Origin of the sequence: Pseudomonas sp. B37(2017) (assembly GCF_002112885.1) — a bacterium.
GTDB lineage: Bacteria > Pseudomonadota > Gammaproteobacteria > Pseudomonadales > Pseudomonadaceae > Aquipseudomonas > Aquipseudomonas paraglycinae.
The window spans coordinates 65,261-80,232 of sequence record NZ_NEIX01000003.1 but is presented as its reverse complement, the minus strand read 5'-3'; the positions used below and the strand labels follow the sequence as shown (position 1 = coordinate 80,232).

The 14,972-nt window shown below is 60.9% G+C and carries 17 protein-coding genes; 11 read left to right on the top strand and 6 right to left on the bottom strand.

Translation table 11 applies throughout. The features are described 5' to 3' along the window. Positions 1-33: 33 nt before the first annotated feature. Positions 34-609, bottom strand: coding sequence for a DUF6436 domain-containing protein (locus CAF90_RS09610; RefSeq protein WP_085605962.1), 576 nt, complete (start codon positions 607-609; stop codon positions 34-36). A gap of 97 nt (positions 610-706) precedes the next feature. On the opposite strand from CAF90_RS09610, the gene CAF90_RS09605 reads away from it, so the two are divergent. Beyond that, positions 707-1,660, top strand: a complete 954-nt coding sequence (locus CAF90_RS09605) for an alpha/beta hydrolase (RefSeq protein ID WP_085605960.1) — start codon at positions 707-709, stop codon at positions 1,658-1,660. A 101-nt stretch (positions 1,661-1,761) separates the two neighbouring features. Here CAF90_RS09605 and CAF90_RS09600 read toward each other — a convergent pair whose 3' ends face one another. Beyond that, on the bottom strand, positions 1,762-2,514 hold the full coding sequence (locus CAF90_RS09600; protein WP_007953496.1) for a DUF2059 domain-containing protein: 753 nt from the start codon (positions 2,512-2,514) through the stop codon (positions 1,762-1,764). A gap of 108 nt (positions 2,515-2,622) precedes the next feature. On the opposite strand from CAF90_RS09600, the gene CAF90_RS09595 reads away from it, so the two are divergent. After that, positions 2,623-3,255, top strand: coding sequence for a 2OG-Fe(II) oxygenase (locus CAF90_RS09595; RefSeq protein WP_007953495.1), 633 nt, complete (start codon positions 2,623-2,625; stop codon positions 3,253-3,255). Between the two features lies 1 nt (position 3,256). Further along, complete coding sequence (locus CAF90_RS09590; protein ID WP_085605957.1) at positions 3,257-3,742, top strand: DUF523 domain-containing protein; 486 nt, start codon at positions 3,257-3,259, stop codon at positions 3,740-3,742. 11 nt (positions 3,743-3,753) lie between these two features. Here the strand turns inward: CAF90_RS09590 and CAF90_RS09585 are convergent, their stop codons facing one another. Next, positions 3,754-4,332, bottom strand: a complete 579-nt coding sequence (locus tag CAF90_RS09585; protein ID WP_085605955.1) for a transporter substrate-binding domain-containing protein — start codon at positions 4,330-4,332, stop codon at positions 3,754-3,756. Between the two features lie 132 nt (positions 4,333-4,464). Between CAF90_RS09585 and CAF90_RS09580 the strand changes: the two genes are divergently transcribed. Next, positions 4,465-4,890 carry a DUF4399 domain-containing protein gene (locus tag CAF90_RS09580; RefSeq protein WP_007953489.1) on the top strand — a complete coding sequence of 142 codons (426 nt, stop codon included), beginning with the start codon at positions 4,465-4,467 and terminating at the stop codon, positions 4,888-4,890. 61 nt (positions 4,891-4,951) lie between these two features. Here the strand turns inward: CAF90_RS09580 and serA are convergent, their stop codons facing one another. After that, a complete protein-coding gene (gene serA / locus CAF90_RS09575; RefSeq protein ID WP_007953487.1) occupies positions 4,952-6,181 on the bottom strand; it encodes a phosphoglycerate dehydrogenase in 1,230 nt (409 codons plus the stop codon). A 204-nt stretch (positions 6,182-6,385) separates the two neighbouring features. Between serA and CAF90_RS09570 the strand changes: the two genes are divergently transcribed. The 4 genes from CAF90_RS09570 (at position 6,386) to CAF90_RS09555 (ending at position 10,709) form a co-directional block, all read left to right on the top strand. Further along, a complete protein-coding gene (locus CAF90_RS09570) occupies positions 6,386-7,780 on the top strand; it encodes an FAD-binding oxidoreductase (protein ID WP_039765411.1) in 1,395 nt (464 codons plus the stop codon). Positions 7,781-7,820: 40 nt separating this feature from the next. After that, positions 7,821-8,486 (top strand): fumarylacetoacetate hydrolase family protein, encoded by a 666-nt coding sequence (locus tag CAF90_RS09565; protein WP_007953483.1) that lies wholly within the window; start codon positions 7,821-7,823, stop codon positions 8,484-8,486. 264 nt (positions 8,487-8,750) lie between these two features. Continuing rightward, positions 8,751-9,674: an SdiA-regulated domain-containing protein gene (locus tag CAF90_RS09560; RefSeq protein WP_085605953.1), complete on the top strand. Its 924-nt coding sequence runs from the start codon at positions 8,751-8,753 to the stop codon at positions 9,672-9,674. 117 nt (positions 9,675-9,791) lie between these two features. Beyond that, entirely contained in the window at positions 9,792-10,709 is a 918-nt protein-coding gene (locus CAF90_RS09555) for an SdiA-regulated domain-containing protein (RefSeq protein WP_085605951.1), read from the top strand. A 145-nt stretch (positions 10,710-10,854) separates the two neighbouring features. Here CAF90_RS09555 and rpiA read toward each other — a convergent pair whose 3' ends face one another. After that, positions 10,855-11,529, bottom strand: coding sequence for a ribose-5-phosphate isomerase RpiA (gene rpiA / locus CAF90_RS09550; protein WP_007953476.1), 675 nt, complete (start codon positions 11,527-11,529; stop codon positions 10,855-10,857). Between the two features lie 146 nt (positions 11,530-11,675). Between rpiA and ilvA the strand changes: the two genes are divergently transcribed. Both ilvA and CAF90_RS09540 read left to right on the top strand, forming a co-directional pair. After that, the gene (gene ilvA / locus CAF90_RS09545; RefSeq protein WP_085605949.1) at positions 11,676-13,190 is read left to right on the top strand and encodes a threonine ammonia-lyase, biosynthetic; all 1,515 of its coding nucleotides are present in this window, start codon (positions 11,676-11,678) and stop codon (positions 13,188-13,190) included. A gap of 39 nt (positions 13,191-13,229) precedes the next feature. Next, a complete protein-coding gene (locus CAF90_RS09540; protein ID WP_085605947.1) occupies positions 13,230-13,655 on the top strand; it encodes a DUF2269 family protein in 426 nt (141 codons plus the stop codon). 21 nt (positions 13,656-13,676) lie between these two features. On the opposite strand, the gene CAF90_RS09535 is transcribed toward CAF90_RS09540, so the two are convergent. Further along, the gene (locus tag CAF90_RS09535) at positions 13,677-14,333 is read right to left on the bottom strand and encodes an HAD family phosphatase (protein ID WP_085605945.1); all 657 of its coding nucleotides are present in this window, start codon (positions 14,331-14,333) and stop codon (positions 13,677-13,679) included. A 143-nt stretch (positions 14,334-14,476) separates the two neighbouring features. On the opposite strand from CAF90_RS09535, the gene CAF90_RS09530 reads away from it, so the two are divergent. After that, positions 14,477-14,956 (top strand): RNA pyrophosphohydrolase, encoded by a 480-nt coding sequence (locus CAF90_RS09530; protein WP_003229203.1) that lies wholly within the window; start codon positions 14,477-14,479, stop codon positions 14,954-14,956. Positions 14,957-14,972 lie beyond the last annotated feature (16 nt).

The following is a 14,972-nucleotide window of genomic DNA, read 5'->3' as shown; positions in this document are numbered from 1 at the left end:
TGATGCAATTTCTATATGTCAGCCCGAAGCCGTTCACTCCCCACCAACCCACGGGCAGTAGCAACCCACCGCCAACGTATGAGTCGCATTGACCGGCCGATCATCACTCAACGCTTGCAGGATCGGTTCGATAAAACTGTTGCTGGAGTTGCACGTCAGGCCTTCGCTGTACGGGCCGAAGTACGCCAGTTTGCCGCTGCGGTCCCAGATCGCCACGGCCGGGCTCGCGGGAATCTGTTCGGAGCCGGGCAGCACCGCGATGGTTTTGAGATTGCTGAGGGTGGCGGGCAACTGGCCGTGGCTGCCGGCCTTCTGCACCGCGAAGAATTCCACGCCCCTGGGGCCGAACTGTTCGACCATCTCGGTCAGGTGCTGTTGGTTGCCGACGTTGCATGGGCAGGCGGGATCCCAGAAGTGCACCAGACGGATATTGCCGGGGCCGGCGAGGTCGTCGGGCAGGCGCAACGGGTCGCCGGAGAACACCGCGGTGTGTTCGCTGAAAGCCCGCAGGTAGCGGCCCTGAAACCAGTCGTACGCGGCCCACAGCACGCCGGCACACACGATGGCGAGCAGGCTGGCAAACAGTGCGGTGCGGTGGGGCGAACGCATGGTTTTGATTCCTCAGAGGCGCGCTAGCTTGCCATGCTTGCCGCGACAGATGAATATCGCAGGCCGATAAAGTCCGTTTACCGTTCTGGAATTGCCCATGTCTGTTGCCTTCGATCCCGATCATCTGCGTGCGAGCCTCAAGCCTTTGGCCGAGTGGCAGCCGTTGTCCGAGGAGGCGAAGGCGTATCAGCGGTTCTACAAGACCGACTTTCCGGAACGCGATGTGTGGCGCGGCATGGGCCGGTTCGACATCGATGGCTATCAACTGGTCAGCCATTGCTGGTGGCCCGCGGAAACGGCCAAGGCCACGCTGTTTCTGGTGCACGGCTTTTATGACCACACCGGCCTGTACCGGCATGTGATCGAGTGGGCGCTGGATCAGGGCTTCGCGGTGATTGCCTGCGATCTGCCGGGGCATGGTCTGTCCAGTGGCGAGCGGGCGAGCATCCGCGATTTCTCCGAATATCAGGATGCGCTGCAAGGCCTTTTCGCCGAGGCGCACTCGATTGCGCTGCCGCAGCCATGGCACCTGTGCGGGCAAAGTACTGGCGGGGCGATCATTGTCGATCACGTGCTCAATCATGGTGAAAACAGCCCGGCGCAGGGGCAATTGATTTTGTTGGCGCCGTTGGTGCGTCCGCGTGCCTGGGGCTGGTCGCAGTTCAGTTATTACCTGTTGCGGCCCTTTGTCAGGGGCATCGCCCGGCGTTTCAGCGAGAACTCCAACGACCCGGATTTCCTGCCGTTCCTGCAGGCCGATCCGTTGCAGCCAAAACGCTTGCCGACCGCATGGGTCGGGGCGTTGTCACGCTGGATCAACCGGGTTGAGTACGCGAAAAAAAGCCCGCGCCGGCCACTGATCGTTCAGGGCCAGGCGGACATGACCGTGGACTGGCAGCACAACCTGCAAGTGATGAAATGGAAGTTCGACCGGCCGCAGATTCTGTTGCTGGCCGAGGCACGGCATCACCTGGCCAACGAGACGGCGGAAATGCGCGAGGAATATTTCGAGTTCTTGAGCAAACGGATCAAGGGCCGGAATCACTCGTGATCCTGAGGGCCCCTTCGCGAGCAAGCTCGCTCCCACAATAGATCGCAATCCTTTGTGGGAGCGAGCTTGCTCGCGAAGGCGGTCGGTCAGGCAGCAGAGATTTATTGATTCAGGTTCGAGGTGCTCTGGCCCACGGCCAGCCCGGCGCGGATTGCTGCCAGTGCGGCCTGATAGTAGGCCTTGCCTTCGGTGGATTCGGCAAAGGTCGCGAACTCTTCCAGTTCTTCATCCGACAGGTCGCGATAGACGTACAGCAGCGTGTTGTTCAGGTCGGCGCCGATCTGATCCATCAGACGCTGGCGTTGACCGTTCAACATGCCCTGGGCCTGACCGCCGCCGAGCAGGCCGGGGATCATCGAACTCAGGCTGTCCGCCGCCACGCCGGCAATCGCCAGGCTGACTTCGGCACCGGCTTCACGGGCGGGCAGGGCCTGGGCGAGGTGGCCGATGATCAGCAGACGGCTGTCGCTGGCCGGCATCTTCGGCAGGCCCTTGGCGTTCTTTGCCAATTGATCGCGACGGGTCGCCAGCAGTTCGGCGGCGACGATCTTCTTGCCCAGCGGTGACTGAAAGAACGACAGGGCCGGTTTCGGATCGGCGAGGTTCTTGCGCAGTTGCGCTTCGGCGCGTTGATCCACGGCCTGGGGGGCGAAGCGCTGATTGCTGTTGTTCACCAGCGCCTGAAACACCGCCGGCGGCAGGCTGTTCTGGTAACGCTGCTGCGCGGCACTCAGGGCGTCGTTGAAATGCGCGCGTTGTTCTGGCCAGCCGGCGACCTTGTACAACTGGTCGTGGCCGTCCGCCCAGGCGGGCAAAACGCAGAACATCAACAGTGAAAAAAGCAAACGGCGCATAAGGACTCCTGTCGGCAGCCGACTATTCTCCGTGCGGTGCCAGTACTTGTCGAGAATTCGTATCAAGCCGCCGCGCGGCTCTGTCGGATTTCTTGCTGCAGGCATACTATGCGCGCCATGCAAATATCCTCTGATCACCCGCTGCTGTTACGTATCGTCGACGACCTGGCCGAGCGCGGCTGGTCGCAGCAGAACATTTTCCTGCCTGCGGATTTGACCCGCGCACTGGCGGCCGAGTGCCGCAAACGTGACGCCGAAGGTGAACTGGCGCCGGCGGGGGTCGGACGTGGCCCGTTTTCGGAGATCCGCGAGGGGATTCGCGGCGACCATATCCAATGGATCGACCCTGGTCAGGCCGAAGCCAGCGACCGTTATCTGAACCTGATGGACAGCCTGCGCGAGGCGCTCAACCGGGGCCTGTTCCTGGGGCTTGAAGACTTCGAGTGCCACTTCGCCCTGTACCCGCCGGGTGCGTTCTATCGCAAGCATGTCGACCGTTTTCGCGACGATGACCGGCGCATGGTCTCGGCGGTGATCTACCTCAATGACGGCTGGCTGCCGGAGGATGGCGGGCAACTGCGCATGTACCTGGAGAATGACCGCGTTCATGACGTACAGCCTACGGGCGGTTGTCTGGTGGTGTTTCTCTCCGGCGAAGTCCCTCACGAAGTGTTGCCAGCCAGTCGCGAGCGGCTGTCGCTGACAGGCTGGTTCCGCCGCCGTGGCAACGAGCCGTTCTGAGATGCACAGGATTTTGGTCAGTCGCTGCCTGCTGGGCCATCGCGTGCGTTACGACGGTGGGGCCAGCGGGCCGTTCGATCTGCTGGAACAGTGGATTGCCGAAGGGCGCGTAGTGCCGTTGTGCCCGGAAGTCGCTGGTGGTTTGCCGACGCCACGGGCAGCGGCAGAGATTCCGGGCGGGCAGGGCAGCGAAGTGCTGGACGGACTCGCTTCGGTGATCACCACCGAGGGCGAAGATGTCAGTGCGCAGTTTCTCGACGGCGCGCAGCAGGCGCTGGCGCTGGCGCAAAAGCACGGGATTCGGGTGGCGGTGCTCAAGGCCAACAGTCCTTCGTGTGGGAATCTGTTGACCTATGACGGGACGTTCAGTGGGGTGAAGGTGAGTGGCGAGGGGGTTACCGCCGCGTTGCTGAAGCGCCATGGCGTACAGGTCTTCAGCGAACTCGAACTGCCGCAAGCCGCACAGGCCCTCAGCTTGCTCGACTAGTCACGTTCACTTCAGTTTTCCGTAGCCTGCACACTCAACCACTTCTTCGACAACGCCTCCAGCCGCCCATCCGCCCTGATCCGCTGCAAGGCATTCTCCAGGCTCGCGTGAAACGCCGGGTTGCCCTTCTGAAACGGAATCGCCAGATCCACCGGCGGCCCGACCTTCGGTTTCTCTTCAGTCAGCGCCTGCACCAGAACCATCGGCCGAGGTTGCTCGTCCTTTTTCGCCAGCAATTGCGCATTGACCTGCGTGTAAGGTTCGCTCACGTCGAAACGATCCTTGAGCTCGGGTGTCAGTGCTATGTGGTTGAGCGCGACGTCGTACTTGCCGCTTTCAACGCCCTGGAGCAGATCGGCTTCGTCGGTGACGATGAAGTCGGCGCGCACATCCAGTTCGTTGGCCAGCAGTTGCCCAAGCTCGACCTCGAACCCCGTGAGCGTGTCGCCGTCCTTGAAATTGAAGGGCGGTGTATTAGCCTCAAGGGCTATGCGCAACTCGCCACGGTCGTAGACGTCATCAATCAGTTCGGCGTGAGCCAGAGGGCTCAGAAGGGGAAGCAGGCAGATCAGGCCAGGCAGAAAACGCATGGTCACTCCTTTGAAATCGATATCGGCCTGTTTTCCAGGCTCGCTTTGCTATGGTTGTCGAGTGCCTTCGACAACGAATGGTCATGAAGTTGTCATGACCGTGCGGATTTTACGGAAAAACTGGAGAAGAAAATGAAAAGCTTTATGTCACGTGCAGCGTTGGCCGGTGTGCTGATGGGTGTTTCGGTACTGGCCAGTGCGGCCACACCGGCACCGAAGGGCGCCGAAGTGTTCATCGTTTCTCCCGAGGACGGAGCCACGGTTCCGCAGACCTTCACGGTCAAGTTCGGTGTAAAGGACATCGCGCTGGCACCGGCCGGTGACGTCACCAAGAACACCGGTCATCACCATCTGCTGATCGATGCCAAGGAAATCGTTCCGGCCGGCTCCGTCGTGCCGACCGACGCCAACCACATGCATTTCGGCAAGGCGCAGACCCAGGCCGACATCAAGCTCGCGCCGGGCAAGCACACCCTGCAACTGGAGCTGGGTGACAGCGGCCACATGGCGTTCGATCCGCCGATCGTGTCGAAGAAGATCACCGTCAACGTCGAATGACGTTTTCGCGTGCATGAAAAAGGGAGCCCGAAGGCTCCCTTTTTTGTCGCTCAACGCTTGATCAGAACAACACGCGGCTACGGATGGTGCCGTTGACGTGTTGCAGCTTCTCTTGCGCCAGCTCCGAGTACTCGGCGTCGACGTCGATCACCACGTAGCCGACCTTCTCGTTGGTCTGCAGGAACTGACCGGAGATGTTGATGCCGTTTTCGGCGAAGACCTTGTTGATCTCGCTCATCACACCCGGGATGTTCTCGTGGATGTGCAGCAGGCGGTGCTTGCCAGGGTGAGCCGGCAGGGCCACTTCCGGGAAGTTCACCGACGATACCGAAGTACCGTTGTCGCTGTACTTGACCAGTTTTTCTGCCACTTCCAGACCGATGTTGGCCTGCGCTTCAGCGGTGGAACCGCCGATGTGCGGGGTCAGGATCACGTTGTCCAGGCCACGCAGCGGGCTTTCGAACTCTTCGTCGTTGGAGCGCGGCTCGACCGGGAACACGTCGATGGCGGCGCCGATCAGGTGCTTGTCCTTGATCGCAGCGGCCAGGTGATCCAGTTCGACCACGGTGCCGCGTGCAGCGTTGATCAGGATGCCGCCCTTCTTGATGGCGCGGATTTCCTTCTCGCCGATCATCCACTGGGTCGCAGCGGTTTCCGGAACGTGCAGGGTGACGATGTCGGACATGCCCAGCAGCTCGTGCAGGTTGCCGACCTGGGTCGCGTTGCCCAGTGGCAGCTTGGTCACGGTGTCGTAGAAGAACACCTGCATGCCCAGGCCTTCAGCCAGGACCGACAGCTGAGTACCGATCGAGCCGTAGCCGACGATGCCCAGTTTCTTGCCACGGATCTCGAAGGAGTTGGCTGCGGACTTGATCCAGCCGCCACGGTGGCAGGAAGCGTTTTTCTCAGGGATGCCGCGCAGCAGCAGGATCGCTTCGGCCAGCACCAGCTCGGCAACGGAGCGGGTGTTGGAGTACGGCGCGTTGAACACGGCGATGCCGCGCTCGCGGGCCGCTTCCAGGTCAACCTGGTTGGTGCCGATGCAGAAACAGCCGACCGCGACCAGCTTCTTCGCGTGATCGAAGATCTCTTCGGTCAGCTGGGTGCGCGAACGAATGCCGATGAAGTGAGCGTCAGCGATCTTTTCCTTGAGCTGGGCTTCCGGCAGGGAGCCTGTCAGGTATTCGATGCTGGTGTAGCCCGCCGCCTTGAGGACGTCGACAGCCGATTGGTGGACGCCTTCGAGAAGAAGGAACTTGATCTTGCTCTTATCGAGAGAAGTCTTGCTCATCTGCGTAAACCTGTATCCCGGAGAAAAATGGCAGGAAATGGTCAACAGACATTGACCTGGACGACAAGAAAGCCGTCACCGCAGAACCGGCCTTGGGCACTGGCCTGCGGGGTCGGTATGCTAGCATAGCCACCCCGCTAAACACTCATTCCTGCGACGTGAAGCGTTCTCAGGATGACCATGAATTGTTCGAGAGTTCCGTCGATGACCAATCCTGCCCTGATTGATGAACTGAAGACCCTGGTCGAGCCTGGCAAAGTCCTGACCGATGCCGACTCCCTGAACGCTTACGGCAAGGACTGGACCAAGCACTTCGCTCCGGCGCCCAGCGCCATTGTGTTCCCCAAGACCATCGAGCAGGTGCAGGCCGTCGTCCGCTGGGCCAACGAGCATAAAGTGGCGCTGGTGCCGTCGGGCGGACGCACCGGTCTTTCCGCCGCGGCCGTGGCCGCCAATGGCGAAGTGGTCGTGTCGTTCGACTACATGAATCAGATTCTCGACATCAACCTGACCGACCGCACCGCCGTCTGTCAGCCGGGCGTGGTCACCGAGCAATTGCAGAACGCCGCCGAAGAACATGACTTGTACTACCCGGTGGACTTCGCTTCGGCCGGTTCCAGCCAGATTGGCGGCAACATCGGCACCAATGCCGGCGGAATCAAGGTCATTCGCTACGGCATGACCCGCAATTGGGTGGCGGGCATGAAAGTGGTGACCGGCAAGGGCGATGTGCTGGAACTCAACAAAGACCTGATCAAGAACGCCACCGGTTATGACCTGCGGCAGCTGTTCATCGGCGCTGAAGGCACTCTCGGTTTTGTGGTCGAGGCCACCATGCGCCTGGATCGTGCACCAAAAAACCTGACTGCGATGGTCCTCGGCACCGCCGATTTCGATTCGATCATGCCGGTGCTGCACGCCTTTCAGGGTCGACTCGACCTGACCGCGTTCGAATTTTTCTCCGACAAGGCCCTTGCCAAGGTCATGGGCCGTGGTGATGTTCCGGCGCCGTTCGAAACCGATTGCCCGTTTTATGCCTTGCTGGAATTCGAGGCGACCACCGAAGAAGTGGCCAACACCGCCCTGGAAACCTTCGAGCATTGCGTGGAGCAGGGCTGGGTGCTGGACGGCGTGATGAGCCAGAGCGAAACCCAGTTGCAGAACCTGTGGAAGCTGCGCGAGTACATCTCCGAAACCATCTCCCACTGGACGCCGTACAAGAACGACATCTCGGTCACCGTCTCGAAAGTCCCGGCGTTCCTGCAGGAAATCGACGCGATCGTCGGCGAACACTATCCGGATTTCGAAATCGTCTGGTTCGGCCACATCGGCGACGGCAACCTGCACCTGAACATCCTCAAGCCGGACAACCTGAGCAAGGACGAGTTTTTCGCCAAGTGCGCCACCGTCAACAAGTGGGTGTTCGAAACCGTCGAGAAGTACAACGGTTCGATTTCCGCCGAACACGGCGTGGGCATGACCAAGCGCGACTACTTGACCTACAGCCGCTCGCCGGTGGAAATCGAATACATGAAAGCGGTCAAGGCGGTGTTCGACCCGAACGGCATCATGAACCCGGGCAAGATCTTCGCGGTTTGATTGGCAATCCCTGATGAATCAATGAAGGCAGGAGTCGGTAATGAGCTATCAGCACCAGTATGTCGACGGTACGCGGATTCATTTTCCGCTGGGGAAAGTGGTGTGCATCGGCCGTAACTACGCCGAACACGCCAAGGAACTGGACAATCCGGTGCCTACCGAACCGTTGCTGTTCATCAAGCCCGGCAGTTGCGTGGTGCCGCTGGAAGGCGGTTTCAGCATTCCGACCGAGCGTGGCTCGGTGCATTACGAGGCGGAAATCGCCGTGTTGATCGGCAAACCGCTGTCGACCAAACCGAGCCGCGAAGAAGTGCTGGACGCGATCTCCGGTTTCGCCCCGGCGCTGGACCTGACCCTGCGCGACAAGCAGGCCGAGCTCAAGTCCAAGGGCCTGCCGTGGGAAATCGCCAAGTCGTTCGATGGCGCGGCGGTGATTGCGCCGTTTGTGGTCGGCAGCACTTTCGCCGACCTGACCGACATCGGCATTCGCCTGACCATCAACGGCGAAGTGCGCCAGGACGGCAACAGCAGCGCAATGCTCAACCCGATCGTGCCGATGATCCAGCACATGGCCGGCTGCTTCTCGCTGCAGGCCGGTGACGTGATCCTGACCGGCACGCCGGTGGGCGTCGGCCCGCTGAACGTTGGCGATGAGATCGTGCTGGAGCTGCCGGGCGCCAGTCGCTTCACCAGCAGCGTTCGCTGACTGCAACTCTGAAATACCTTTGTGGGAGCCAGCCTGCTGGCGATGACGGACTGTCAGTTGATGTTTCATTCGACTGATACACCGCCATCGCCAGCAGGCTGGCTCCCACGTTTGTTTTTGTGTTGTAGCCCGCAAACACATAAGGCATTCCGGCCATTTGCCGTTTTTTTCACATTTTGTCCGGATAATTCCGGTCATTCTGGCGTCTGAGCCGGCCTCTTTGTGCTATTACCCGTAGCCTGAATTTTCGGAACGCGTCCTTCGATGTCATCTCAAACTCAGCTCAAACCCGCCCGCCGTTCACGTTTCGCCCTGCGTTGGTATTCCTGGCTTTTGTTGGCAGCCGCGGCTGTGTACGGGCTGGCGTTTGCCATGCATTGGGACGACCGCGGTGTGCTGTGGGTGCTGGAGCGTTTCGAAAGCACGGCCGAGCAGCAGGAAAGCGTCTGGCTCCCGGACTACCGGGTGGTGATCGACGCCAAGCTGCTGCCGGGCATGGAAAAGGACGAAGCTTCGGACCTCTCCTATAACCCGCAGACCAAAACCCTGTTTTCGGTGATGGGCAAGAATCCGTTCCTGGTCGAGCTGACCCTGCAGGGTGACGTGCTGCGCAAGATGCCGCTGGTGGGCTGGAGCAATCCAGAAGGCCTGACGGTGATGGAAAATGGCTTGATGGCGATTGTCGACGAGCGCGAGCACATACTCTCGATCGTCAAGGTCGATGCCGAGACCCGCGAACTGAAGCGCGACGATTTCCCGAAATACGACCTCGGCCCGTCGAAAGACCAGAACAAGGCCTTCGAAGCCATCACCTGGGACGCCCGCAATCAGCAACTGCTGCTGGGCGAAGAGCGTCCGCCTGCGCTGTTCACCTGGAAAAGCGACGGCAGTCAGACGCTCAAGGGCGACAAGCAGAAACTCGACAGCGACGAACTGGACCTGCGCAACCTTTCGGCCCTGGCGATCGACCCGCGCACCGGCCACACCCTGGTGTTGTCCGCCGATTCGCATCTGTTGCTGGAGCTGGACGAAAAGGGCGAGCAAGTCAGCTTCATGACCCTGCTCGGCGGTTTCAACGGCTTGAAGAAAACCATTCCCCGCGCCGAAGGCGTGACCATGGACGAGGCGGGCACGCTGTACATGGTCAGCGAGCCGAACCTGTTCTACCGCTTCGAAAAGCAGAAGTAACAACTCCTACAGCAATTGCAGATCTGTGCAGTTGTGGCCTGAGGCAAGTGGCCATTAAGCTTCAGTTCAGACAGGCGTGATATTTCATCCGCCTGTTTTGACTCCGAGCCTGCCCGAATGCGTCGACTTGCCCGCCCCAAGCCTCTGTTCATCATCCTCTCGGTGATTGCCCTGATCGCGCTGATTGCGATCGGCCAATACATGCGCCTGTTCGAGCGTGCCTGGTTCAACCTGCATACGCTCTGGCAGCCGATGAGCAGCGAGGCCATCGGGCTGGACCAATATCGGGTAGAGATCGAGGCAAAAGTCATCGACGGGCTGAACGACGATGTCTCGGCGCTGACCTACGATCCGGTGCGCAAGAGTCTGTTCACGGTCACCAACAAGAATGCCGAGCTGATCGAGCTGTCGCTGGACGGCGCGATCCTGCGTCGGGTCGCCTTGATCGGCTTCGGTGATCCGGAGGCGGTGGAGTTCATCAGCGCCGACACCTATGTGATCACCGATGAGCGCCAGCAACGGCTGATCAAGATCCATCTGGAACACGACACCACGTTCCTCGATGCAGCGGACGCCGAGCAAATGACCCTCGGTGTGCACATGAGCGGCAACAAGGGCTTTGAAGGCCTGGCTTACGACTCGGTGGGCAAGCGCCTGTTCGTGGCCAAGGAACGGGATCCGATGCTGATCTATGAAGTGCACGGTTTTCCGCACTTCAACCCGGAAAAATCCTACGCGGTACACGTGATCAATAACCCCAAGCGCGATGCCGGGATGTTCGTGCGCGATCTGTCGAGCCTGCAATACGACGAGCGCAGCGGCTATTTACTGGCGCTGTCCGACGAGTCGCGGCTGATTCTGGAACTGGATGTGGACGGGCGCCCGTTGAGCACCCTGTCGTTGAGCGGTGGCCGGCAGGGCCTGAAGAAAACCGTGCCGCAGGCGGAAGGTATCGCGATGGATGACGACGGGACGCTGTATCTGGTGAGCGAACCGAATCTGTTTTATGTCTTCAGGAAGCCTGCGCAGAACTAATCCGCTTCACAAAACACTGTGGGAGCGAGCCTGCTCGCGATGAGGGAGGGTCAGTCGCCAAACATGTCGACTGACACACCGCTATCGCTAGCAAGCTAGCTCCCACAGGTTTTTCATCTGCCCACAAATATGTGGGCAGCCTGGTTTATTCAGCTTTGAGGGTCTTCACGCCTTCGCTGGTACCCAGCAACAGCAGATCCGCCGGACGCGCCGCGAACAGACCGTTGGTGACGACGCCGACGATCGCGTTGATCTGCGCTTCCAGCTCCACCGGGTTGGTGATTTGCAGGTTGTGCACGTCGAGGATGATGTTGCCGTTGTCGGTCAGCACGCCTTCGCGGTAGACCGGGTCGCCGCCCAGTTTCACCAGTTGGCGGGCCACATGGCTGCGGGCCATCGGGATCACTTCCACCGGCAGCGGGAACGCGCCGAGCACCGGCACCAGTTTGCTGGCGTCGGCGATGCAGATGAAAGTCTGGGCCACGGCCGCGACGATCTTCTCGCGGGTCAGGGCTGCGCCGCCGCCCTTGATCAGGTTCAGGTGTTCGTCGCTTTCATCGGCGCCGTCGACGTAGAACTCCAGGTTGCTCACGGTGTTCAGCTCGTACACCGGAATCCCGTGGCCCTTGAGGCGCGCGGCGGTGGCTTCGGAGCTCGCGACCGCGCCATCGAACGCGCCCTTGTGCTGGGCCAGGGCGTCGATGAAGCAGTTGGCGGTGGAGCCGGTGCCGACGCCGACGATGCTCTTGTCGTCGAGTTTCGGAAGGATGAAGTCGACGGCGGCCTGGGCCACGGCCTGTTTGAGTTGATCCTGGGTCATGCGGGCTCCGGAAGCGGGCAAGGTAAGAACGGAAAGGCCGGCATTATAGCCTCAAGCCGGGCTAAAACCTCTGCATTCGTGTGGTCGTCCGGCCGAAAGCCGGGTTAGACTCGCTGGTCCCGCCCAACCGCCAGTGATGCTTTCCGATGCTCGAACAGTACGTCAAGAAGATCCTCACCTCGCGCGTTTATGACGTTGCCGTAGAAACCCCGCTGCAGAACGCCCGCCAGCTCTCCGAGCGGTTGGGCAACGACATCTGGCTCAAGCGCGAAGACTTGCAGCCGGTGTTCTCGTTCAAGATTCGCGGCGCCTACAACAAGCTGACCCAGTTGAGCGACGAAGAGCGCGCTCGCGGCGTGGTCACCGCGTCGGCGGGCAACCATGCGCAGGGCCTGGCCCTGGCGGCGAAAGTGTTGGGCGTGAAAGCGACCATCGTGATGCCCAAGACCACCCCGGAGATCAAGGTCGAAGGCGTGCGCTCCCGTGGCGGCAAGGTGGTGCTGCACGGCGACTCCTTCCCGGAAGCCCTGGCCTACTCGCTGAAACTGGTCGATGAAAAAGGCTACGTCTACATCCACCCGTACGACGATCCGCACACCATTGCCGGGCAGGGCACCGTGGCGATGGAAATCCTGCGCCAGCACCCGCAGCCACTGGACGCGATCTTCGTTCCGGTGGGCGGCGGCGGTCTGATCGCCGGCATCGCGGCGTACGTGAAATACCTGCGCCCGGACATCAAGGTCATCGGCGTCGAGCCCGATGACTCCAACTGCTTGCAAGCGGCAATGGCCGCAGGCGAGCGCGTGGTACTGCCGGCCGTGGGCATCTTCGCCGACGGCGTGGCGGTGGCGCAGATCGGCCAGCACACCTTTGACATCTGCAAGGATTACGTCGACGAAGTGATCACCGTCAGCACCGACGAGATCTGTGCGGCGATCAAGGACATCTACGACGATACCCGTTCGATCACCGAGCCGGCTGGCGCCCTGGGCGTGGCCGGGATCAAGAAGTACGTCGAGCAGCGCGGCGTCAGCGGCCAGACCTTCGTGGCTATCGATTCCGGGGCCAACGTCAACTTCGACCGCCTGCGCCACGTCGCCGAGCGCGCCGAACTGGGTGAAGGCCGCGAAGCGATCATCGCCGTGACCATCCCGGAGAAGGCCGGCAGCTTCAAGGCGTTCTGCGAGGCCATCGGCAAGCGTCAGATCACCGAATTCAACTACCGCTACAACAATGGCAGCGAAGCGCACATTTTCGTCGGCGTGCAGACCCACCCGGACAACGATCCACGCAGCGCGCTGCTGGCGAGCCTGACCGAGCAGGGTTTCCCGGTGCTCGACCTGACCGACAACGAACTGGCCAAGCTGCACATCCGTCACATGGTCGGCGGTCGTGCGGCGCACGTGGTCGATGAAGTGGTGCTGCGCTTCGAGTTCCCGGAGCGTCCGGGCGCGCTGTTCAACTTCCTCAACAAACTCGGCGGGCGCTGGAACATCTCGATGTTCCACTATCGCAACCACGGTGCGGCGGACGGCCGTGTCGTGGCGGGCCTGCAAGTGCCCCACGACGAGCGTCATCTGGTGCCCGCAGCCCTTGAGGAAATCGGCTACCCGTACTGGGACGAAAGCGACAACCCGGCCTATCAGCTGTTTCTTGGCTGAACGGCTACGCTGATGGGCAGGCCATAAGGAAATCGGATCATGGAAACGTTAACCGCCCTGAAAGCGGCGCACATGCTGGCGACTGCGGTGCTGTTGCTCGGTGCGCTGGGCCTGGGAATCTGGGTCTGGCGCGCACGGCGCAAGGGTGACGCGACGGCGGGCAGCCGTACGTTGCAGCGGCCATGGCTGTTTGTCTGGCTGTTGATCGTGCTGGCGCTGGTAAGCATGCCGTTCACCGGCTGGTGGATGGTGCATCTGGTGGGCTGGCCGCTGGGGCAGACGTGGATTCTGGCGTCGAGCGTGCTCTACACGGTGGCGGCGCTGGCGTGGTTCTGGCTGCTGGTGCGCATGAACCGGTTGCGCAAGGCGCCGGGCGGCGTGGACCGGTTCAGTCTGGGGCTGGCGTTGTTCGGATTGGTCTGCTTTATCGCGATTGCCGGGTTGATGGGCGCCAAGCCGGTTTAAGGCCTGGCGCCTGCTGCGGTCTCAGTCGCGCAGCGAAATCACCGGCCAGCCACGCTTCTCAGCCTCGGCCCGCAGGTTCGGATCCGGATCAACTGCCACCGGATTCGCCACCTGCTCCAGCAGCGGCAGGTCATTCATCGAGTCGCTGTAGAAATAGCTGCCTTCCAGCGAATGCCCGGTTTCTTCCAGCCAGCGGTTCAGGCGTGTCACCTTGCCTTCGCGGAAGCACGGCACATCGGTGCTGCGCCCGGTGTAGCGGCCGTCCTGCATCTCGCACTCGGTAGCGATCAGGGTTTCAACGCCCAGGCGCACGGCAATCGGCGCGGTGACGAAGCGGTTGGTGGCGGTGATGATCACCAGTTTGTCGCCGGCATCGCGGTGCTTTTTCAGCAACTCAAGCGCCTTCGGCAGCATGATCGGCTCGATGCAGTCGCGCATGTAATCGTTGTGCCACTGCTCAAGCACGGCCATTTCGGTGCGACCGAGGATTTCCAGGCAGAAGTTCAGGTAGGCCGCGTTATCCAGTTTGCCGGCCAGGTAATCCTGATAGAACTCGTCGTTGCGCGCCTTGTAGGCGACCGGGTCGAGGAAGCCGCGTTCGCACAGATAATCGCCCCAGGCGTGATCGCTGTCGCCGCCCAGAAGGGTGTTGTCCAAATCGAATAAAGCCAGGCGCATTGCAGTTACCCGCTGAAAAGTCAGTAAAAAGGCCACAAGAATACGGTCTTTTCACAAGAGTGCACATAAGCTCGGAACCTTCGTTGCCGCCTTCACAACCTTTGTGGAACAATGCGGCGACATGCGTTTGCGAGGTTGTTGCCGTGATCGACCCCGATGGTTTCCGCCCTAATGTCGGGATCATTCTGACGAATGACGCCGGCCAGGTGCTATGGGCTCGCCGTATCAATCAAGATGCCTGGCAGTTTCCGCAAGGGGGAATCAATCCCGAGGAGACGCCGGAAGACGCCTTGTACCGCGAGCTGAACGAAGAAGTTGGCCTGGAACGCGAAGATGTTGAAATACTGGCCTGCACCCGAGGCTGGTTGCGCTATCGTTTGCCGCAACGTCTGGTGCGAACCCACAGCCAACCGCTGTGCATCGGCCAGAAACAGAAATGGTTTCTCCTGCGCCTGATCTCCAACGAGCAGCGGGTGCGGATGGATTTGACCGGTAAACCGGAGTTCGATGGCTGGCGCTGGGTCAGTTATTGGTATCCGTTGGGCCAGGTGGTGACATTCAAGCGCGAAGTGTATCGCCGCGCTCTCAAAGAGCTTGCCCCGCGCCTTTTAGCGCGCGACTGACGACGGAGTTCGACCC